Consider the following 20274-nt stretch of genomic DNA (forward strand, 5'->3'; position numbering starts at 1 on the left):
AGCGGCACGCCGAGCGCCGCCGCCTCCAGCGCCACGTTCGGCATCCCGTCGTAGAACGAGGGGAGCGCGACGAGGTCGCAGTTCGCGACCGGCCCACGGGTCCGGCCGGTGGCACGGCTCCGGCCGAGCGTCAGTGCTCCAGGCGGCGCACCAGGTCGTGGTACTCGTCCCACAGCGCCTTCGGCGTGTGGTCGCCGAACTTCTCGAAGAACTCCGGCACGAGGGCGGCCTCCTGCTTCCACACCTCGGTGTCCACCGACAGCAGCGTCTCCAGGTCGGCGTCGTCGATGTCCAGGCCCTCGGTGTCGAGCGCCTCCCGGGTCGGCAGGTGGCCGATCGGGGTCTTGACCGCGTCGGCCTTGCCGTTGAGGCGCTCGACGATCCACTTCAGCACGCGGCTGTTCTCGCCGAAGCCGGGCCAGATGAACCTGCCGTCGGCGTTCTTGCGGAACCAGTTGACGTAGTAGATCCGCGGGAGCTTCTCCGCGTCGGTCGCCTTGCCGATCTCCAGCCAGTGGCCGAAGTAGTCGCCCATGTTGTAGCCGCAGAACGGCAGCATCGCGAACGGGTCGCGGCGCAGCTCGCCGACGGCGCCCTCGGCGGCGGCGGTCTTCTCGGACGCGACGTTGGCGCCGAGGAACACGCCCTGCTGCCAGTCGAACGACTCGGTGACCAGCGGGACGGCGGAGGCGCGGCGGCCGCCGAACAGGATCGCCGAGATCGGGACGCCCTTCGGGTCCTCCCACTCGTCGGCGATGATCGGGCACTGCCCGGCCGGGGTGGTGAAGCGGGCGTTCGGGTGGGCGGCCGGGCTCTCGGAGTCCGGCGTCCAGTCGTTGCCCTTCCAGTCGGTCAGGTGCGCGGGCGGCTCGTCGGTGAGGCCCTCCCACCACACGTCGCCGTCGTCGGTGAGGGCGACGTTCGTGAAGATGCTGTTGCCCCACAGCGTCTTGACCGCGTTGGCGTTGGTGCTCTCGCCGGTGCCGGGCGCGACGCCGAAGAACCCGGCCTCGGGGTTGATGGCGTAGAGGCGGCCGTCGTCGCCGAAGCGCATCCAGGCGATGTCGTCGCCGATCGTCTCGACCTTCCATCCGGGGATGGTCGGCTCCAGCATGGCGAGGTTGGTCTTGCCGCACGCCGACGGGAACGCGGCGGCGACGTAGCGGGTCTCACCGGTGGGCGGCGTCAGCTTCAGCACGAGCATGTGCTCGGCCATCCAGCCCTCGTCGCGGGCCATCGTCGAGGCGATGCGCAGCGCGTAGCACTTCTTGCCGAGCAGCGCGTTGCCGCCGTACCCGGACCCGTAGGACCAGATCTCCCGGGTCTCGGGGAAGTGGGTGATGTACTTGGTGGAGTTGCACGGCCACTTGACGTCCTCCTGGCCCGGCTCCAGGGGGGCGCCGACGGAGTGGACGGCCCGGACGAACGACCCGCGCTCCTCGATGAGGCGCAGCGCGCCCTCGCCCATCCGCGTCATGATCCGCATGGACACGGCGACGTAGGCGGAGTCGGTGATCTCCACGCCCAGCTGCGAGATGTTGCCCCCGAGCGGGCCCATGCAGAACGGCACCACGTACATGGTGCGGCCCTTCATGCAACCCGCGAAGAGGCCGCCCAGGGTCTCGCGCATCTCGGCCGGCGCGATCCAGTTGTTGGTGGGACCGGCGTCCTCCTGCTTCTCCGAGCAGATGAACGTCCTGTCCTCGACGCGGGCGACGTCGGTGGGGTCGGAGGCCGCGTGGAAGCTGTTGGGCCGTTTGGCGGGGTCGAGTCGCGTCAGGGTGCCCTGCTCGACGAGGAGGCCGGTGAGCCGTTCCCACTCCTCCTCCGAGCCGTCACACCACTCGACCCGGTCGGGCCCGGTCAGCTCGGCGATCCCGCGTACCCACTCAATCAGTTCGGTGTGGCCGGTAGGGGCCTGGTCGAGGCCGGGGACCTGGTTGGACACGGGGCGTCTCCTTCAGCTGTTCGCAGGATCTTTGCATGATGAACAAGACCCGTCGTTTTTGCCATTTGGTCTGGACCAATCACGTCCGCTTTTGGGGCATGATGCCCGGTTCTGTGAGGGATATCACTGGTCGACGGCACCGACCGCCCGCATCCGCCCTCCGGACGGCGCGGGGGCGTTCAAGCTGGGTAAACGTGGGTTTCGGTGGCCTTGACGGCGGCCCAAACGGGGCTTCCCTCCGCCAATCCGAGCTCCGCGACGGCCGCGGGAGTGACGTCCGCTACGGCGTCGAAAGGCGGGCCGGACAGCCGCACCCGGACGCGGTCCCCGTGCCGTTCGACCGCGCCGACCGTCGTGCGCCAGAGGTTGCGCGGGCTGCCGTCGGGGCGGGTCCGGTACAGCGCGACCGCCGATGGCGCGAAGGCGAGAAACACCTCACCTTCGAGCGAGTCGACAGTGTCGAGGGTCGCGGCGCCGTCACCCAGGGCGACCGCGCCCCCCTCGGCCCTGCCCCGGTACAGGTTCAGGCCGACCAGGCGCGCGACGTAGTCGGTGCGGGGCCGGCGCGCGACGTCGGCGGGGGTCCCCTGCTGGACGAGCCGGCCGCCCTCCACGACGACGAGGCGGTCGGCGAGGACCATGGCGTCCAGCGGGTCGTGCGTGACGAGCACGGCGGCGCCCCCGAACCCGGCGAGGTGGCGGCGCAGCGCGGCCCTGATCTCCAGCCGGGTGTGCGCGTCGAGCGCCGCGAGCGGCTCGTCCAGCAGCAGCAGGCGCGGGTCGACGGCCAGCGCGCGGGCGAGGGCCACCCGCTGCGCCTGCCCGCCCGACAGGGCCCGCGGGCGCGCGGACGCGTGCTCGGCGAGCCCCACCCGCTCCAGCCAGTCCCCGGCGATCCGCCGCGCGGCCCGGCGCCCGGCGCCCTGGCAGCGCGGCCCGAACGCGACGTTCTCCAGCGCCGTGAGGTGCGGGAACAGCAGGTAGTCCTGGAAGACCATGCCGATGCCGCGGCGGTCGGGCGGCAGCGGCCGCAGGTCCGCGCCGTCCACCCGGACGTGCCCGCCCGCCGTCGGCACGAGCCCGGCCAGGGCGCGCAGCGCGGTGCTCTTGCCCGCGCCGTTCGGGCCGAGCAGGGCCACGACCTCGCCCGGCCCCGCGGTGAGCGCGAGATCGAGGTCGAACGCGGCCCGGCGGACGACCAGCCGCGCGTCCAGCCCCCCGGGACCGCTCATCTCGCGCCGCCCACCCAACGGTCCCGGAGCGCGGCGAGAACGGCGACCGACACGGCGAGCAGGACGAGGCTGAGCACGATCGCCGCCTGCGGGTCGGTCTCCAGCGCCAGGTACACCGCGAGCGGCATCGTCTGCGTCCGGCCGGGGAAGTTGCCCGCGAACGTGATCGTCGCCCCGAACTCCCCGAGCGCCCGCGCCCAGCACAGGATCGTCCCGGCCGCGACGCCCGGTGCGACCAGCGGCAGCGTGACCCGCCGGAAGACCGTCCAGCGGCCGGCGCCGAGCGTGGCGGCCGCCTCCTCGTAGCGCAGGTCGGCGGCGCGCAGCGCGCCCTCCACGCTGATCACCAGGAACGGCATCGCCACGAACGCCTCGGCGAGCACGACGCCGGCCGTGGTGAAGGGGAACGTGAGGCCGAAGGCGCGGTCCAGCCACCCGCCGACCAGCCCGCGCCGTCCGAGCACGAGCAGCAGCGCGACGCCGCCGACCACCGGCGGCAGCACCAGCGGCACGGTCACCAGGGCCCGGACGAGCCGGACGCCGGGGAAGCGGACCCGGGCGAGCGTCCAGGCGAGCGGGACGCCGAGCAGAAGGCACAGGCAGGTGGCCAGGGTCGCGGTGAGCAGCGAGAGCCGGAGCGCCTCCAGGACCTGTGCCTGCAGGAGGCGCGTGCCGAGCGTCGACCACGGCGCCCGGACGAGCAGGCCGGCCAGAGGCAGCACCAGGAAGGCGAGCCCGAGCAGCGCGGGCGCGAGCAGCACCCACGGCGGCCTCCCCGGCAGCCGATCCGCCTCCCGCGGCGCTCTCCCCGGTCGGGTCACGGCCCCTCGAAGCCCGCCCGGCTCAGCACCGACCTGCCCTGCTCGCCGACCACCAGCTGGATGAACTCCTTGGCGAGCGCGCCGTGCGGCGCCCTGGCGACCTCGACGATCGGGTAGTCGTTGATCGCCTTGGCGGCCTCCGGGAACTCGATGCCCGCGACCTCGCCGCCGGCGGCCTTCACGTCGGTGCGGTAGACGAGCCCGGCGTCGGCCTCCCCCAGCCCCACCTTCGTCAGGACGGCCTTGACGTCCTTCTCCCGCGACACCGGCTCGACCTCGACCCCGGCCGCGGCCAGGGCGGTCCCGGCCGCGGCGCCGCACGGCACCTGCACCGCGCACAGCACGACCTTCAGCCCCGGCCTGCCGAGGTCGCCCACCTTCGCGACCTTGGCGGGGTCCCCCTTCGGGACCGCGATGACCAGGCGGTTGCGGGCGAACACCCGCGGCTGCCCCGACGCGTCCCCGGCGCCGGTCACCGTCCTCATGGTGGCGGGGCTCGCGGCCGCGAACACGTCCGCCGGGGCGCCCTGCGTGATCTGCTGGGCCAGCGTCGAGCTGCCGCCGAACTGGAACCTGACCCTCACTCCCGGATGCGCGTCCTCGAACGTCTTCCCGAGCGCGGTGAACGCCTCGGTGAGCGAGGCCGCCGCGAACACCGTCAGGGTCGCGCCGCCCGGCTTCCCGCTCCCGGAGGAGCCCTCGCCCCCCACGTCGCCGCAGCCGGCCAGGAGGGTGAGCGCCAGCACCGCCGCCGACGCCGTTCGCTTGAACACGGTGCCTCCTCAGCCCTGGTCCGGGACCTCGACGACGACGTTCGTGGACTTGACGACGGCGTCGGCGACCACGCCCGCCTCCAGGCCGAGGTCGTCGGCCGCCTCGCGGCTCATCAGCGACACGACGCGGAACGGCCCCGCCTGGATCTCGACCTGCGCCATCACCCCGTCCCGGATGACCTCGGTGACGATCCCGCGCAGGCGGTTGCGCGCCGAGGAGAAGCGCTCGGCCTGGTCGGAGGGTCCGCTGCCGCGCGCCTGGTCGCGCACGAAGGCGGCCAGCGCGGCCCCCGGCACCCGCCGGTGCCCGTGCTCGTCCCGGGACGCCGGGAGCCGGCCGCCGTCCACCCAGCGGCGGACGGTGTCGGCGCTCACCCCGAGGAGCGCGGCGGCCTCGCTGATCCTGAACGTCGTCACCCCGCAAATCCTAGAGAGTCGCAAATGCAAGGGGAAGAGCGGAAAGTCACTCGATATAGCGACACTTCTGAACTAATCGTCCTCGCAGGCACGGGGGACGACACCCCGTCTTCCCTCGCGCTCGCCCCGGATGTCACCATCTACTTACATCCCCCGAGGCGAGGAGGACCCGTGACGGCACAAGGCCCCGCGACCCTGGTGATCGAACGGCACGGGACGGCGAGCCTGCGCTCCCGGGCGGTCTCGGCGGGCGTCCGGCGGCTGGTGCGCCCCGGCCTCGCCCGGTTCGCGGGCCGGCCGTTCGACGAACGGGCGCTGCGCCGCGCCGCGCTCATCGACCGGCTCGCGGCGCGGGCCGGGACGCCCCGGCGCGTCCGCGTGGAGAAGGTCCGCCTCGACGGCTTCGGCGCCGAGTGGGTGTCCGCGCCCGGCGCCGCGCCGCCGCGCGACAAGGCGATCCTCTACCTGCACGGCGGCGGCTGGATCTCCTGCGGCCTCAACACGCACCGCCGGATGGTCGCCTCGTTCGCGGCCGCGTCCGGCGCCACGGCGCTGTCGGTGGACTACCGGATGATCCCCGCGGTCCCGTTCGAGCGGGAGGTCGAGGACTGCGTCACCGCCTACCGGTGGCTGCTGGAGGAGCGCGACATCGACCCCGGGCGCATCGTGATCATGGGCGACTCGGCGGGCGGGCACCTCACGTTCGCCACGGCGCTGCGCGCCCGCGAGGAGGGGCTGCCCATGCCCGCGGCGCTCGCGGCCCTGTCCCCCATGCTCGACATGGACCTGACCGGGAAGCTCGCCCACGCCAACATGGGCCTCGACCCCTCCGACCCGGGGGCGCTGCTGGAACGCCTCGTCGAGGGGTTCCTCGGCCACCTCGACCTCACCGACCCGGCGATCTCCCCCGTCCGCGCCGACCTCGCGGGGCTGCCGCCCGTCCTGCTCACCGCCGGGTCCCCCGAGCTGCTGTACTGCGACTCCGAGCTGATGGCGCGGCGCCTCGCCGAGGCCGGGGTGCCGGTCACGCTCCAGGTGTGGGACCGGCAGCTGCACGTGTTCCAGATGTTCGGGCCGTACCTGCCCGAGTCGCGCGCCGCGATCGCCGCGCTCGGCGCGTTCGTCCGCGACGCCCTGGACGGCTGAGTCAGCGCGCCTCCAGCAGCGCCTCGGCGATCATCCCGAGGTTGGCGGCGTCCACGAGCCCCTCCCGCCTGATCCGCCCGAACGCGGCCACCACGACGTAGGTGCGCTCGCCGGCCGCCGCCGCCCCGTGCGGGCCCGAGCCCCGGAGCCGCTCCAGCTCCTCGGCGGTGACCTCGGCGGAGAACAGGTGCGCACGGTGCGCCGAGAGGGTCGCGTTCACCTGCCGGGAGCGGTGCTCGCGCAGCCGGCCGGGCTCCAGCGCCAGCCCCGTCTCCTCGGCGACCTCCGCGAGCGCCACCTCGCGGGGGCCGCCCGGCCCGGAACCGCCCGGCAGCTCGTGGACGGCCCCGTCCGCGCCCGCGCTCCGGAACTCCCGCACGAGCACGACCCGCGCCTCGTCGAGCGTCGCGCCGGGCCGGTACAGCACGACCGCCGAGATGTCCGGCCGCCCGATGACGATCTCGTTGTCCTTCACCCGGTCCTCCGCGGCCACGCGGACCCGGACGCGCAGGCCCCAGCACACCCCGAACCGGAACACCACCCGAGCCCCAAGCAGCGCGTTGCCCGCGCCCCGCTGGCCCGCGTACCAGCGCTGGAACGCCGCGTCCCGCCACAGCAGCAGCGGGACCTCGCGCTCCCCTCCGGCCCGGGGCGCGCCGGCGCCGATCCGGCGCAGCGCCGCCGCGACCGTCTCCGGCAGGTTGGAGGCCGTCGGCACCGCGGACTTCTCCGCGTAGTGCCGCAGGTAGCCGTTCCTCGGCGCCTCCGGCGGCGCGCCGAACACCGCCCGGCCACTGTCGTGCCACATCCCCCACTCCACGTTCGTGGTGAAGGCGGGCATGGTCGCCAGGTCGCGCGGCACCCAGAAGACGACCTCGTCGGCCAGGTGCAGGCAGCGCTCCTCCCACTCGATCTGGCCGTCGTAGTCGTCGTAGCGGCCCTCCCGGTGCTCGGGGTCGAACACCACGAGCCGTCCGCCGCGCCAGCGGTCCCGCAGCTCGGCGTGGGCGCCGGGCCGCCACGAGGCGACCCCGGGCGCCCGGGGCGTGGGGCCCGCGAGGAAGACGGCCGCGTCCCAGCGGTCCGGCGGTTCCTCGCGCGCGTGGACGAGGGTGACGCCGTCGTCCATGCGGCGCCTCCTTTCTGGCCGTGTGGACCGCTTACCAACGGGTAAACGCTGCTGATAAGAGAATCACACTCCCGGTCAGGAGGAATCGATCATGGCTGGGACCATGCGAGTTCCGCGCACCCGAGGCGTCCTCAGCGGCATCCTGCTGATCCTGCTGGGGCTGTGGGGCGCGCTGCTGCCCCTCGTCGGCCCCTACTTCCACTTCGGATTCACGCCGGACGACACCTGGGTCTACACCGCCGACCGCCTGCAGCTCAGCATCGCCCCCGGAGCCGCCACGGTTCTGGGCGGGCTGATCCTGCTGTTCAGCGCCAACCGCGCCGTCGGGATGTTCGGCGGCTGGCTGGCCGCGCTCGCCGGCGCCTGGTTCGCCGTCGGGCCGACCCTCGCCACGCTGTGGAACGTCCCGGGCGTCGGCGCCCCGCTCGGCGCGAGCGAGGGACGGCGCGTCGCCGAGCAGCTCGCCGGCTTCACCGGCCTCGGCGTCGTGATCGTGTTCCTCGCCGCGCTCGCGCTCGGCAGGTTCGCGGTGGTCGGCGTCCGCGAGCGGCGGCTGGAGGAGCCCGAACAACCGCCCGGGTCCAACACCACCCAACCGCTCGTGTACGGGCGCTACGCGCGGGAGAACCAGCCGGGCCAGGGCCAGCCGCCCACCGGCGACCAGCACGTCGCGGGCGACACGCGCTGGGAACGCTAGCGGCCCCGGCCGCGCATGTTGCGGACCGACTTGGTGGTCTCGTAGCTGCCGCGCTCGTCGTCGAGCCGCACGTCGTCGCGGTCGGTGAACATGGCGACGAAGGCGACCAGCAGGCCGACGCCGCCGATCCAGGGCTCCCGCCATGCGAAGCTGAGCGCCACGCAGGCGACGGCGACGGCGATGAGCAGCAAGAGCTTCACGTCACACCCCTCGACCGCGTCCCGGCGCCGGGGAGACCCGGCGCCCGGACGTGCGAACGCGTCCGTCGCGGGACCAGCGAGTAATGGAAGACTTACTCGCCCCGCAGGTGCATCCTGCCACGAGGCGGCCCGGCGGGGGAAGCTCCCCGGCGGGCCACGCGTGACATTTCGGCTACTTCTTGCCCTTGCCGCGCTTCTCGCGGATCTTCATCGTGATGTCGAGGGGCGTCCCGTCGAACCCGAACTCCTCCCGCAGCCGCCGCTCGATGAACCGCCGGTAGCCCTCCTCGAGGAAGCCCGACGTGAACAGCACGAACCGCGGCGGCCGCACCCCCGCCTGCGTAGCGAACAGCACGCGCGGCTGCTTGCCGCCCCGCACCGGATGCGGATGCGAGTTCACCAGGTCGGCGAAGAACTGGTTCAGCTTGGACGTCGGGACGCGGGTGCCCCAGCCCTCCAGCGCCGTCTCGATGGCCGGCACCAGCTTCTCCATGTGCCGCCCGGTCTTGGCGGAGATGTTCGCCCGCGGCGCCCACCGCGCGGTGTGCAGCTGCCGGTCGATCTCGCGTTCGAGGTAGTGGCGGCGCTCCTCGTCGAGCAGGTCCCACTTGTTGTAGGCGATGACCAGCGACCGGCCCGACTCGATCACCATGGAGATGATCCGCAGGTCCTGCTCGGCGAGCGGCTGGTCGGCGTCCACCAGCACGACCGCGACCTCGGCGCGCTCCAGCGCCGACCGCGTCCGCAGCGTCGCGTAGAAGTCGGCGCCCTGGTTCTCGCGGTGCCGGCGCCGGATCCCGGCGGTGTCGATGAACCGCCACGTCTTGCCGCCCAGCTCGATCAGCTCGTCGACCGGGTCGCGGGTCGTGCCCGCCACCGAGTCCACGACGGCGCGGTTCTCCCCCGCCAGCTTGTTCAGCAGGCTCGACTTGCCGACGTTCGGGCGGCCGAGCAGCGCGACCCGGCGCGGCCCGCCGGCCTCGCCGAACGTCTCCGCCGGGGGCTCCTCGGGCAGCGCGTCCAGCACCGCGTCGAGCAGGTCGCCGCTGCCGCGCCCGTGCAGGGCGCTGACCGGGTGCGGCTCGCCGATGCCGAGCGACCACAGCAGCGCCGCGTCGGACTCGGCGCCCACGTCGTCGACCTTGTTGGCGACCAGCACCACCGGCTTGCCGGACCGGCGCAGGATCTCCACCACGGCCTCGTCCACGTCCGTGGCGCCCACGGTCGCGTCCACCACGAACATCACCACGTCGGCCAGCTCGACCGCCAGCCGCGCCTGCTCGGCGATCGCCGCCGCCAGGCCGGAGGAGTCCGGCAGCCAGCCGCCGGTGTCGACGACGGTGAACCGGCGCCCGCTCCACGCCGCGTCGTAGGCGACCCGGTCGCGGGTCACGCCCGGGACGTCCTCCACGACGGCCTCACGCCGGCCGATGATCCGGTTGACCAGGGTGGACTTGCCGACGTTCGGCCGCCCCACCACGGCCACGACCGGCGCCGGGCCCGCGTCCTGGTCGACGTCCTCGACGGCATCCACCGTTTCGATCTCGAAATCGCTCACTGTCACATTCCCCGGCGGGAGCCGTCAGGCCGCCCGCTCACTCATGCTCTTTGGCGAGGCGGACGACCGCCTCGATGACCTCGTCCAGGCTCAGCCCGGTCGAGTCGATCTCGTGCGCGCCCGCCGCCTTGGCCAGCGGCGAGGCCTTGCGCGTCGAGTCCAGCCGGTCCCGCCGCTCCTGCTCGGCCTGCGTGACCGTCACCGACGCGCCCGGGTCGGCGGCCAGGTCCTTCGCGCGGCGCGCCGCGCGGACCTCGGCGCTCGCCGTCAGGAACACCTTGACCGGGGCCTCCGGCGCGACGGCCGTCCCGATGTCGCGCCCCTCCACCACGATCCCGCCGGCTCCGATGATCTCGCGCTGGAGCTCCACGAGCCGGGCGCGCACCGCCGGGACGGAGCTGACGGCGCTGACCGCGTTCGTCACCGCGCGGGTGCGGATCGGGCCGGACACGTCCGTCCCGTCCACCGTGATCGTCGGCGCCGCCGGGTCGGTGCCGGACTCGATCACCGGGTCCTGCGCGCGGGCCGCGACCGCGGCGCCGTCCTCGACCGGCACGCCGTTCTCCAGCATCCACCACGTCATGGCGCGGTACATGGCGCCCGTGTCCAGGTAGCGCAGCCCGAGCGCCCGGGCGACGCCCTTGGACGCGCTGGACTTCCCCGACCCGGACGGACCGTCCATGGCGATGACGAGCGGCACGATCGCTCCTTCTCTGTCGTCGTGAAGCGGGCGGCGCTCGTCGCCGCGCCGGCGTGCGGAAGCCCCCCGGAGCAAGTCTTCGGCGCCCCAGGTTACCGGCCTCCCGGCACCACTGCGGCCTAGCCGGGCACCGACCAGCCGCGGGCGCGCAGCTCCTCCGCCAGCCGCTCGGCCGCCTCCGGGACGACCGACAGCTCCAGCACGCCGAGCGGGCGGCCCGGGGAGTGCTCGATGGTCACGTCCTCGATGTTGACCCCCGCGATCCCCGCCGCCTGGAAGATCATCGCCAGCTCTCCCGGCCGGTCGGGGATGACCACCTGCACCGTCGCGTAGGCGGGCTGGTCGCCGCCGTGCTTGCCGGGGATGCGGGACCGGCCCGCGTTCCCGCGCAGCAGCAGGTCGGCGACGTGCGTCGCGGCCTCCTCGCTGCCGTCGCGCAGCAGCGACGCCGCCACCGCGAGATCGGTGGCGACGGCCTCCAGCACGTCGGCGACGGGCGCCGAGTTGGCCGACAGGATGCCGATCCACAGCCGGGGATCGCTCGCCGCGATCCGGGTGACGTCGCGCACGCCCTGCCCGGACAGGCCGAGCGCCACGTCGTCGGCGCCGGTCAGGCGGGCGGCGACCGCCGCCGACACCACGTGCGGGGCGTGCGAGACCAGCGCGACGGCCCGGTCGTGCTCGGCGGCGTCCACCTGGACCGGCATCGCGCCGCACGCCTGCGCCAAGCCCGTCACGACCTCGACCGTCTCCGGCGTCGCCTCCGGGGTCGCGCACAGCGCCCACGGGCGGCCGAGGAACAGGTCGGGCCGCGCCGCGCTCGGCCCGGACCGCTCGCTCCCCGCGAGGGGGTGGCCCGCCACGAACGTGGTCAGGTCGCAGCCGAGCTCGGCCGCCTGGGCCAGCGGCAGCGCCTTCACGCTGGCCACGTCGGTGTAGGCGGTCGCCAGGCCGCGCTTCTGCGCGTCCAGCAGCGTCACCGCCACCGCCGCCGGCGGCACCGCGAGCACCGCCAGGTCGGCGGGCTCCCCCCGCGCCCCGTCCGGCAGCGCCTCGCCCGCGCCCAGCTCCACGGCCAGGGCCAGCGCCGCCGGGTCCCGGTCGGTCAGCCGCACCTCGGAGCCGCGCTCCCGCATCGCCAGGGCGATCGACGTCCCGATCAGGCCCGTCCCGACCACGACGATCCGCCGCGCCACCACGTCCTCGCTCACGTCGGAAACCCTACTGTGCGATGTCCAGCCGGAGCGCCGTGGCGCCGCGCAGGTACACGTGCTGGACGTCGGAGCGGGGACGGTCCGTCGCGATGTGCGCCATCAGCCGGATGACCCGCGGCAGCGCGCCGGGGACGCCGATCTCGGTGGCGCACAGCAGCGGCACCTCGTGGAACCCGAGCTTGCGGGCGGCGAGCGCCGGGAACTCGGCCGTCAGGTCCGGCGTCACCGTGAAGATGACGCTGATGACGTCGTCGGTGGTCAGCCCGTTGCGGGCCATCACCTCCGAGACGAGCTCGGTCGTCGCCTCCAGGATCTGGTCCCGGTCGTCGGCGTCGATCTGCGTCGCGCCGCGGACCGCGCGTACCGTCACAGTCGTTTCCCCTCGTCGTGTCCGGTGTCGTCGTCGTGTCCGGTGCCTCTACAGGCCCACGGCCTTGTACAGCTCGCCGATCTCCTGGACGGTGAGCGCCCGCATCCCGCCCGGCTTCAGCTGGCCCAGCTTGATCGGCCCGAACTCGACGCGGGCGAGCTGCTGGACGGGGAAGCCGACCTCCTTCAGCAGCCGCCGGACGATGTGCTTGCGCCCCTCGTGCAGGGTGATCTCGACCAGCACGCGCCGGCCGACCTGGTCGAAGATGCGGAACTTGTCGGCCTTGGCGGGTCCGTCGTCCAGGGTGACTCCGGCCCTGAGCCGCTTGCCGAGGTCGCGCGGGATCGGACCGTGGATCTCCGCCAGGTAGGTCTTGAACACCCCGTAGGACGGGTGGGTCAGCCGGTGCGACAGCTCACCGTCGTTGGTGAGCAGGATCAGGCCCTCGGTGTCGGTGTCCAGCCGCCCCACGTGGAACAGCCGCTCGGGCACCTCCACGTAGTCGGCCAGGGACTTGCGGCCCCGCTCGTCCGCCATGGTCGACACCACGCCGCGCGGCTTGTTGATGGCGTAGTAGCGCATCTCGGACCTGGTCTCGACCCGCTTGCCGTCCACATGGATGACGGCGCTCCGCGGGTCGACGCGCTCACCGAAGCGGAACACCTTGTGCCCGTTGACGGTGACGCGGCCCTCGCCGATCAGCTCCTCGCAGTGGCGGCGGCTGCCGATCCCGGCCTCGGCCAGGACCTTCTGCAGGCGTACGCCCTCGTTCTCGCTCACGCGTCCTCAACTATCTCTTCTGGAAGGTCATCGGGAAGGTAGGGGGCGAGCTCGGGAAGCTCGTCGAGATCGCGCAGCCCCAGCCGCTCCAGGAAGTACCCGGTGGTCCGGTAGAGGTGGGCCTGCGACTCCGGGTCCTGCCCGGCGTCCTCGATCAGGCCGCGCAGGGTCAGCGTCCGCATGACGCCGTCGCTGTTGACGCCGCGGATCGCCGACACGCGGGCCCGGCTCACCGGCTGCCGGTAGGCGACGACGGCGAGCGTCTCAAGTGCGGCCTGGGTGAGCCGCGCCTGCTGCCCGTCGGTGACGAACCGCTCCACCACCGGGGCGCAGACGTCCCGGGTGTAGAACCGCCAGCCGCCGGCGACCTCCCTGAGATCGAACCCCCGGCCCTGCTCGGTGTATTCCGCGGCCAGCTCCCGCAGCGTCGCGGCGACCTCGCCGCGGGGCCGCTCCAGCAGCTGCGCGAGCGTCATCTCGGTGACCGGCTCGTCCACCACGAGCAGGATCGCCTCGATCGAGGCGCGCAGCCCCGGAAGCTCCGGCGCGTCCGCGCCGGGTTCCTCACTCATCGTCTTCCTCGTCCTTCCGGCTCTTCTCGTCGGGTCCGGCGGCGTCCCCGGCGGCGCCCTCCGCGGAGTCCTTCTTCGCGGCGCCCTCGTAGTCGTCGCCGACCTCGACGTCGCCGTCGTCGGTTCCGGTCCAGGTGACGTGGAGCTCGCCGAGGGGCTCGTCCTGCTCGAACGTGACCGCCTGCTCCCGGTACAGCTCCAGCAGGGCCAGGAACCGGGCGACCACCTCGTAGGTGCCCTCGGCGTCGGCCGCCAGGACGCGGAAGGTGGTCCGGCGCAGCCGGCGGAGCAGCTCCACGACGATCGCGGCCTGCTCCTTGACGCTGGCCTTCGGCTGGTACATGTGCTCGACCGAGACCGACGGGGGCGTCTTCGGGGCGAGCGCCTTGGCGGCGAGCCGCGCGAACTCCTGCGGGCCGAGGCCGAGCAGCACCTCCGGCAGGAGGTTGGCGAACTTCGGCTCCATCGGGACCAGGCGCGGGAACCGGCGGCTCGCGTCGGCGACGCGCGCCGCGATCACCCGCGCGACCTCCTTGTACGCCCGGTACTGCAGCAGCCGCGCGAACAGCAGGTCGCGGGCCTCCAGCAGCGCCAGGTCCTCCTCGTCGTCGACCTCGCCGGACGGCAGCAGCCGGGCGGCCTTGAGGTCCAGCAGGGTCGCGGCGACCAGCAGGAAGTGGCTGGCCTGGTCGAGGTCCCACTCCGCGCCGTGCGAGCGGATGTGGGCGATGAAGTCGTCGGTGACCTTGTGCAGCGACACCTCGGTGATGTCGAGCTTGTGCTTGGAGATCAGGCCGAGCAGCAGGTCGAAGGGGCCCTCGAAGTTGTCCAGGCGGACGCGGAACCCCTGCTCCTCGTCGGTCTCGCGCCCCGGCTCGGGCGACGTCGCGTCCACGTCGCTCACGGTAGCGGAGAGCTCCTCGTGCCCTGTGCTCACCGGCCCCATCGTCCCATGCTCCGGCGCGCGCTCGCACCAGCCGCGATCACCGGCGGTGACGCCGCCGCGGGCGGGCGCTACCGCCCCGTCATCCGCCGGACGAGGCCTTCCGCGTAGGCGCGGGTGAAGGTGGCGGCGGGTCCGTTGATTTCCACTTCGCCGCCGGTGATGGCCTGCATCACCTGCGCGGGCTCCGACACGAGGGCCCCGCCGACGAGCATCGCCATCCGTCCGCCGGGCTCCCGGGCGGCGAAGGCCGCGGCGGCCCTGCGGGTCAGTTCGGCGAAGCGGGGCGCGTCCGTCGAGGTCAGCGTCAGCGCGACGGACCATCCGGGGCTGCCGCGCGCCGGGTCGGGCGGGACGGCCTCGACCTTCTCCAGCCGGCGCACCGCCAGGGCGTCCGGACCCAGCGTGTAGCACTCGGAGGCGCCCGTGACGGTGACGGCGCCGCCCGCGCACGGCGGGGCGGACACGCTCGCCACGAGCTGGAACGTCAACGGCACGCGCAGGTCGACCGGGCCGGACGAGGCGGCGGCCGAGGAGCCGCCGTCCTCGCGCAGGACCAGATAGGCCCCGAGGCCGCAGACCGCGACCAGCACCACGGCGGTCACCGCGACCAGCACGATGACCAGCGGGCCCCGCCCCCGGGTCGGCGAGGGCGGCGGGAGGGCTCCGGGCGGCGGGCCGTACGGCGCGGGCGGGGGGTGGCCCATGGTGCGCTCCCTCGGGATCAGCGGCGGCTGGGCGGCCTCACTCGAACTCGGCCCACCGGATGAGGACCTCGCGGGCGAGGCTGCGGTAGGCGTTCGCGCCCATCGAGCTGGGGTCGAAGAAAGTGATCGGCTCCCCCGCGACGGTCGCGTCGGGGAACCGCACCGTACGGTTGATCACGGTGTGGAACACCTTGTCGCCGAACGCCTCGACGATGCGCCCGAGGACCTCCCGGGTGTGCAGCGTCCGCGAGTCGTACATGGTGCCGAGGACGCCGTCGATGACCAGGCCCGGGTTGATCCGGCCCTGCACCTTCTCGATCGTCTCCATCAGCAGCGCGACGCCGCGCATCGCGAAGTACTCGCACTCCAGCGGGATCAGCACGCCCTCGCTGGCCGCCAGCGCGTTCACGGTGAGCAGGCCGAGCGAGGGCTGGCAGTCGATGAGGATGTAGTCGTAGTGGTCGACCGCCGACTTCAGCGCGCCCTGCAGGATGTACTCGCGGCCGACCTCGTGGACGAGCTGGACCTCGGCGCCGGACAGGTCGATGTTGCTCGGCAGCAGGTCCATCCCGTCGACGCCGGTCTCGATGACGACGTCCTCCCACTCGGTGTCGCGTTCGAGCAGCAGGTTGTGGATCGTCACCTCGAGCTGGCGGGGGTCGCCCTTGCCGAGGCCCACCGACAGGGCGCCCTGCGGGTCGAAGTCGACGAGCAGGACGCGGCGGCCGTACTCGGCGAGCGCGGCGCCCAGGTTGATCGTCGTGGTGGTCTTGCCGACGCCGCCCTTCTGGTTGCACACGGCCACGATCCGCGCGGGCCCGTGCTCGGCCAGCGGCTCCGGCTCCGGGAACACCGGCACGGGTCGCTGAGTGGGCCCGAGGGCGCGGCTCGGGTCGGTCTCTATGGTGGCGGAGGAGAGGACTCCATCCGCACTGTTAGTGCTGGTCACCAGATCCCTCCCCGGCGGCCTGGAAATGCCATCCAGAACGGGGACTCTAGGGCCGTCCACCCCGTCGCTCAAGCCGACGCGCAACGAACGTCGCGATTTGTCGATGTGCCGGATGGCCCGATTCGTCCCTTAGTGCGTGTCCGCTGCGCCCGCGGAGCGGGTCAGTTCCGCGCCCTCGGGTGCGAGGTCGCGTACACCTCGCGCAGCAGCTGGACGGTGACGAGAGTGTAGACCTGCGTGGTGGTGACCGAGGCGTGCCCCAGCAGTTCCTGGACGACGCGGACGTCGGCCCCGCCGTCCAGCAGGTGCGTGGCGAACGAGTGCCGCAGCGTGTGCGGGGACACCTCCGACAGCTGCGCCCGGTCGGCGGCGGCGCGCAGCACCATCCAGGCGCCCTGCCGCGACAGCCGTCCGCCGCGCGCGTTCAGGAACAGCGCCGGGCCGCCCCGCCCGGCCCCGGCCAGCTCGGGGCGGGCCCGCACCAGGTAGGCGTCCACGGCCTCGCGGGCGTAGTCGCCGATGGGCACGACCCGCGCCTTGCCGCCCTTGCCGGCCACGCGGGCGAACCCGTCCCGCAGGTCGAGGTCGTCGACGTCCAGGCCGACGGCCTCGGAGATGCGCGCGCCCGACCCGTAGAGCAGCTCCAGCAGCGCCCGGTCGCGCAGGCCGCGCGCGGTGCCGGGGTCGCCGGACGGGCCGGCCGCCGCCGCCAGCAGGCGCTCGACGTCCTCCAGCGAGATCGCCTTCGGCAGCCGGCGCGGCGGCGTGGGCGGCTTGACGTCATGGGCGGGGTCGTCGGCGGCGAGCCCCTCGCGCAGCGCGAACCGGTGCAGCCCCCGGACCGCCACCAGCGCCCGCGCCGCCGAGCCCGCCGACAGCGGCGGATGCTCCCCGTCGCCCTCGCGCAGCCCCACCAGGAACGCGCGGACGTCCTCCTCCGCGATCTCCCCGACCGCCTCCCGGCCCCTCCCCGCCTGCACCTGCGCGTAGCGGCGCAGGTCGCGCCGGTAGGAGCTGAGCGTGTTGGCGGCGAGACCGCGCTCGACGGCCAGGTGCCCCAGGTAGGCGCGCACGGCCGAGTCGAGCGCGGACCCAGCGCCGGCGTCGCGTTCGGGGCGCCGCGCGGTGCTCCGGGAGGACGGGCTCGGGGACAGGGCGGCACCTCTTCCGGCCGTGGGCTCCGGGGACCCGCCCATCATGCCCCCTCCGGCGACCGGAGGGGGACCTCATCCGGCTCAGTCCTCCGGCGCGTCGACGGGGCGCAGGTCCGCGAAACCCGAGTCGCGTGCGGCGCGCACCGCGAGGACTCCCATGCACGCGATCATGTTGTGCAGCTCACCGGCGAACACCTTGCGGACCGCCTCCTCCAGCGGCACCCACACGACCGGCATGTCGGCCTCCTCGTGGACGCGCTCGAAGTCGATCTCGTCGGCCGGGACCTCGGTGAGACCGCGCGCCAGGAAGATCCGGATGCGCTCGTCGGCCATGCCGGGCGACGGGAAGACGTCGATCAGGGTGTCCCAGCGCTCGGCGCGGTACCCGGCCTCCTCCAGCAGCTCCCGCTCGGCGAGCTTGTGCAGGGGCTCGCCCTCCACGTCCCGCAGCCCGGCGGGCGCCTCCCACAACTGCCGCGCCACCGGGTGCCGGTACTGCCGCAGCAGCAGCACCCGGTCGCGGTCGTCGACGGCGATGACGCCGACCGAGCCGGTGTGCTCGATGACGTCCCGCGTCACGGCCTCGGTGCCCTCGCCGCGCGGCATCTCCACCCGGTCGCTGCGGACGCTGAAGACGCGCCCCCGGAAGGGCGTGGAGGACTCCACGACCTTCCAGCGGTCGGGACGGTCGCGGACGTCGCCGGGGCCCAGCTCCTCGCCGCCGCTCACGAGGCGTCCCCGTCCGCGCGGGCCTCGGCGTAGCCGAGGGCGGCGGACACGAGGCCGGTGAACAGCGGATGCGGGCGGGTCGGACGGGACCGGAACTCCGGGTGCGCCTGGGTCCCGACGAAGAACGGGTGCTGCTCGCGGGGCAGCTCGACGTACTCCACCAGGCGGCCGTCGGGCGACAGGCCCGAGAACCGCAGCCCCGCCTGCTCCAGCCGCTCGCGGTAGGAGTTGTTGACCTCGTAGCGGTGCCGGTGCCGCTCGGACACCTTCGCCTCCCCGTACAGCTCCCGCACGACCGACCCGTCGGCCAGGTCGGCCGGGTAGAGGCCGAGCCGCATCGTGCCGCCCATGTCGCGCTCCCCCGCGACGACGTCGAGCTGGTCGGCCATGGTGGCGACGACGGGATGCCCGGTGGTGGCGTCGAACTCGGAGCTGCCGGCGTCGGCGAGCCCGCCGAGGGTCCGCGCGGCCTCGATGACCATGCACTGCAGCCCGAGGCAGATGCCGAGCAGCGGAACCCGGTTCTCGCGGGCGTGCCGGATGGCGCCGAGCTTGCCCTCGATGCCCCGGACGCCGAACCCGCCCGGGACCAGGACGCCGTCGACGCCGTCCAGCTCCCGCTTGGCGCCCTCCGGCGTCTCGCAGTCGTCGCTCTTCACCCAGCGGATGTGCACCTTGGCGTCGTTGCCGAACCCGCCGTGCCGCAGCGCCTCGGTGACCGACAGGTACGCGTCGGGCAGGTCGATGTACTTGCCGACCAGCGCGATCGTGACCTCGCGGGCGGGCTTGTGGACGCGGCGCAGCAGCTCGTCCCACGCGCCCCAGTCGACGTCGCGGAACGGCAGGTCCAGGCGGCGCACCACGTAGGCGTCCAGGCCCTCCGAGTGCAGCACCTTCGGGATGTCGTAGATGCTGGCGGCGTCCACCGCGGACACCACGGCCTCGCGGTCGACGTCGCACATCAGGCTGATCTTCTGCTTGAGCCCGTCGGTGATCGGCCGGTCCGACCGGCACACGATCGCGTCGGGCTGGATGCCGATGGAGCGCAGCGCGGCGACCGAGTGCTGCGTCGGCTTGGTCTTCAGCTCGCCGGACGGCCCGATGTAGGGCAGCAGCGACACGTGCAGGAAGAAGCAGTTCTCCCGGCCGATCTCGTGCCGGATCTGCCGCACCGACTCCAGGAACGGCAGCGACTCGATGTCGCCGACCGTCCCCCCCACCTCGGTGATGACGATGTCGACGTCGCCGTCGTCGGCCATCCCCCGGATCCGGTCCTTGATCTCGTTGGTGATGTGCGGGATCACCTGCACGGTGTCGCCGAGGTACTCCCCGCGCCGCTCCTTGGCGATCACGTTGGAGTACACCTGGCCGGTGGTGACGTTCGCCGACCCGTGCAGCTCCGTGTCGAGGAACCGCTCGTAGTGCCCGATGTCCAGATCGGTCTCGGCGCCGTCGTCGGTGACGAAGACCTCGCCGTGCTGGAACGGGTTCATCGTTCCGGGGTCGACGTTGAGGTAGGGGTCGAGCTTCTGCATGGTGACCCGGAGGCCGCGGAGGGCGAGAAGCCGCCCGAGGCTGGACGCCGTCAGACCCTTGCCGAGGCTTGAGGCGACACCGCCGGTGACGAAGAGATGCTTGGTAGGACGTGACCTACCAGTGGTAGCCGAAGGCAAGAAGGCGCTCCCGTGGTCGTTACGAGGCGGACGGTACCGCACTGTCCACGGGGTTCTAGCTTATTGCATTTCTCTCCTCCTTCGGCCCGGGGGGCCTCGTTCCTACTGCGCTTCTCTCCTCCTTCGGGCCTGGCGGCCCTCCATCGTCGAGAAACGCGGCGATCGCTGGCATCGCTCCGGCTCGCCTGGCGGCTCGCTGCGCGATCAGGTTCTCGCTTCGCTCGAACCTGCCTTCGGACGCGATCGCCACCTTCCGGTCGTCGCGTGGTTGCGCCGCCACCTGATGTCAGCGCGACGACCCCACCGCCCAGCGCGTCCGACGGCGCCCCCGTCCACACAAGACTCGCAACCCCCGCGGGCGCGCGGCCGCCTCCCCCTTGTACGGCCGCCGCAGCGGCAAGAACGCGGCCGTCGCGTCTGGTGGCGACCCCACGTCCGCTGAGACCCGCCCGTCCAAGAGCGCGATCGCCTTCCGCTTGCGTGGGTCGGCGCGGCGGACGGATCTCGACTGCCTGTCCGGGGGCAACCCCCATCTGCTGGCGCCTCGTCACACCCATGGGCG

At 73.4% G+C, this 20274-nt stretch carries 21 protein-coding genes; 2 read left to right on the plus strand and 19 right to left on the minus strand.

The window, feature by feature from the left end:
• Nucleotides 1–130: 130 nt before the first annotated feature.
• From AB0C69_RS11725 to AB0C69_RS11745, 5 genes are all read right to left on the minus strand, one after another.
• Complete coding sequence (locus AB0C69_RS11725) at nt 131–1948, minus strand: phosphoenolpyruvate carboxykinase (GTP) (protein WP_345175259.1); 1818 nt, start codon at nt 1946–1948, stop codon at nt 131–133.
• Nucleotides 1949–2127: 179 nt separating this feature from the next.
• Nucleotides 2128–3180 (minus strand): ABC transporter ATP-binding protein, encoded by a 1053-nt coding sequence (locus tag AB0C69_RS11730; RefSeq protein WP_360352758.1) that lies wholly within the window; start codon nt 3178–3180, stop codon nt 2128–2130.
• Nucleotides 3177–4001: a molybdate ABC transporter permease subunit gene (modB, locus tag AB0C69_RS11735; RefSeq protein ID WP_353832067.1), complete on the minus strand. Its 825-nt coding sequence runs from the start codon at nt 3999–4001 to the stop codon at nt 3177–3179. The genes AB0C69_RS11730 and modB overlap by 4 nt, the downstream gene beginning before the upstream one ends.
• Nucleotides 3998–4774 (minus strand): molybdate ABC transporter substrate-binding protein, encoded by a 777-nt coding sequence (gene modA, locus AB0C69_RS11740; protein ID WP_360352760.1) that lies wholly within the window; start codon nt 4772–4774, stop codon nt 3998–4000. The genes modB and modA overlap by 4 nt, the downstream gene beginning before the upstream one ends.
• A 9-nt stretch (nt 4775–4783) precedes the next feature.
• Nucleotides 4784–5191, minus strand: a complete 408-nt coding sequence (locus AB0C69_RS11745; RefSeq protein ID WP_345175267.1) for a helix-turn-helix domain-containing protein — start codon at nt 5189–5191, stop codon at nt 4784–4786.
• A 171-nt stretch (nt 5192–5362) separates the two neighbouring features.
• Here AB0C69_RS11745 and AB0C69_RS11750 point away from each other — a divergent pair, with 171 nt between their 5' ends.
• Nucleotides 5363–6337, plus strand: coding sequence for an alpha/beta hydrolase (locus AB0C69_RS11750; protein WP_360352763.1), 975 nt, complete (start codon nt 5363–5365; stop codon nt 6335–6337).
• A 1-nt stretch (nt 6338) separates the two neighbouring features.
• Here the strand turns inward: AB0C69_RS11750 and AB0C69_RS11755 are convergent, their stop codons facing one another.
• Nucleotides 6339–7466, minus strand: a complete 1128-nt coding sequence (locus AB0C69_RS11755; protein ID WP_360352765.1) for a nucleoside 2-deoxyribosyltransferase domain-containing protein — start codon at nt 7464–7466, stop codon at nt 6339–6341.
• Between the two features lie 91 nt (nt 7467–7557).
• Between AB0C69_RS11755 and AB0C69_RS11760 the strand changes: the two genes are divergently transcribed.
• Nucleotides 7558–8163: a hypothetical protein gene (locus tag AB0C69_RS11760; RefSeq protein ID WP_360352767.1), complete on the plus strand. Its 606-nt coding sequence runs from the start codon at nt 7558–7560 to the stop codon at nt 8161–8163.
• On the opposite strand, the gene AB0C69_RS11765 is transcribed toward AB0C69_RS11760, so the two are convergent.
• The 13 genes from AB0C69_RS11765 to AB0C69_RS11825 all read right to left on the minus strand — a co-directional run bounded on the left by AB0C69_RS11765 (nt 8160) and on the right by AB0C69_RS11825 (nt 19712).
• Nucleotides 8160–8363: a hypothetical protein gene (locus tag AB0C69_RS11765; protein ID WP_345175273.1), complete on the minus strand. Its 204-nt coding sequence runs from the start codon at nt 8361–8363 to the stop codon at nt 8160–8162. The two genes, AB0C69_RS11760 and AB0C69_RS11765, sit on opposite strands and share 4 nt — an antisense overlap.
• A 172-nt stretch (nt 8364–8535) precedes the next feature.
• Nucleotides 8536–9921, minus strand: a complete 1386-nt coding sequence (der, locus tag AB0C69_RS11770) for a ribosome biogenesis GTPase Der (protein WP_345175275.1) — start codon at nt 9919–9921, stop codon at nt 8536–8538.
• 37 nt (nt 9922–9958) lie between these two features.
• Complete coding sequence (gene cmk, locus AB0C69_RS11775) at nt 9959–10621, minus strand: (d)CMP kinase (RefSeq protein WP_345175277.1); 663 nt, start codon at nt 10619–10621, stop codon at nt 9959–9961.
• A 119-nt stretch (nt 10622–10740) separates the two neighbouring features.
• On the minus strand, nt 10741–11832 hold the full coding sequence (locus AB0C69_RS11780; protein WP_360352770.1) for a prephenate dehydrogenase: 1092 nt from the start codon (nt 11830–11832) through the stop codon (nt 10741–10743).
• Nucleotides 11833–11842: 10 nt separating this feature from the next.
• A complete protein-coding gene (aroH, locus tag AB0C69_RS11785; RefSeq protein WP_345175280.1) occupies nt 11843–12205 on the minus strand; it encodes a chorismate mutase in 363 nt (120 codons plus the stop codon).
• 48 nt (nt 12206–12253) lie between these two features.
• The gene (locus AB0C69_RS11790) at nt 12254–12985 is read right to left on the minus strand and encodes a pseudouridine synthase (RefSeq protein ID WP_345175282.1); all 732 of its coding nucleotides are present in this window, start codon (nt 12983–12985) and stop codon (nt 12254–12256) included.
• Entirely contained in the window at nt 12982–13557 is a 576-nt protein-coding gene (gene scpB / locus AB0C69_RS11795; protein ID WP_345175285.1) for an SMC-Scp complex subunit ScpB, read from the minus strand. The genes AB0C69_RS11790 and scpB overlap by 4 nt, the downstream gene beginning before the upstream one ends.
• Complete coding sequence (locus AB0C69_RS11800) at nt 13550–14461, minus strand: segregation/condensation protein A (RefSeq protein WP_360352773.1); 912 nt, start codon at nt 14459–14461, stop codon at nt 13550–13552. The genes scpB and AB0C69_RS11800 overlap by 8 nt, the downstream gene beginning before the upstream one ends.
• A 110-nt stretch (nt 14462–14571) precedes the next feature.
• A complete protein-coding gene (locus AB0C69_RS11805; protein ID WP_360352775.1) occupies nt 14572–15207 on the minus strand; it encodes a hypothetical protein in 636 nt (211 codons plus the stop codon).
• Between the two features lie 37 nt (nt 15208–15244).
• On the minus strand, nt 15245–16111 hold the full coding sequence (locus AB0C69_RS11810) for a ParA family protein (RefSeq protein ID WP_345175615.1): 867 nt from the start codon (nt 16109–16111) through the stop codon (nt 15245–15247).
• A 206-nt stretch (nt 16112–16317) separates the two neighbouring features.
• Nucleotides 16318–17355, minus strand: coding sequence for a site-specific tyrosine recombinase XerD (locus AB0C69_RS11815; RefSeq protein WP_360352777.1), 1038 nt, complete (start codon nt 17353–17355; stop codon nt 16318–16320).
• A 36-nt stretch (nt 17356–17391) separates the two neighbouring features.
• Nucleotides 17392–18039 (minus strand): NUDIX hydrolase, encoded by a 648-nt coding sequence (locus tag AB0C69_RS11820; RefSeq protein ID WP_345175292.1) that lies wholly within the window; start codon nt 18037–18039, stop codon nt 17392–17394.
• Nucleotides 18036–19712 carry a CTP synthase gene (locus AB0C69_RS11825; RefSeq protein ID WP_360352780.1) on the minus strand — a complete coding sequence of 559 codons (1677 nt, stop codon included), beginning with the start codon at nt 19710–19712 and terminating at the stop codon, nt 18036–18038. The genes AB0C69_RS11820 and AB0C69_RS11825 overlap by 4 nt, the downstream gene beginning before the upstream one ends.
• Nucleotides 19713–20274 lie beyond the last annotated feature (562 nt).

Origin of the sequence: Actinomadura sp. NPDC048032, from assembly GCF_040653175.1 — a bacterium.
GTDB lineage: Bacteria > Actinomycetota > Actinomycetes > Streptosporangiales > Streptosporangiaceae > Spirillospora > Spirillospora verrucosospora.

Coding starts and splice junctions, on each gene's coding strand:
- AB0C69_RS11730 (WP_360352758.1), bottom strand. CDS start 3,180: ATGAGCGGTCCCGGGGGGCTGGACGCGCGGCTGGTCGTCCGCCGGGCC.
- AB0C69_RS11755 (WP_360352765.1), bottom strand. CDS start 7,466: ATGGACGACGGCGTCACCCTCGTCCACGCGCGCGAGGAACCGCCGGAC.
- AB0C69_RS11760 (WP_360352767.1), top strand. CDS start 7,558: ATGGCTGGGACCATGCGAGTTCCGCGCACCCGAGGCGTCCTCAGCGGC.
- scpB (WP_345175285.1), bottom strand. CDS start 13,557: ATGAGTGAGGAACCCGGCGCGGACGCGCCGGAGCTTCCGGGGCTGCGC.
- AB0C69_RS11805 (WP_360352775.1), bottom strand. CDS start 15,207: ATGGGCCACCCCCCGCCCGCGCCGTACGGCCCGCCGCCCGGAGCCCTC.
- AB0C69_RS11815 (WP_360352777.1), bottom strand. CDS start 17,355: ATGATGGGCGGGTCCCCGGAGCCCACGGCCGGAAGAGGTGCCGCCCTG.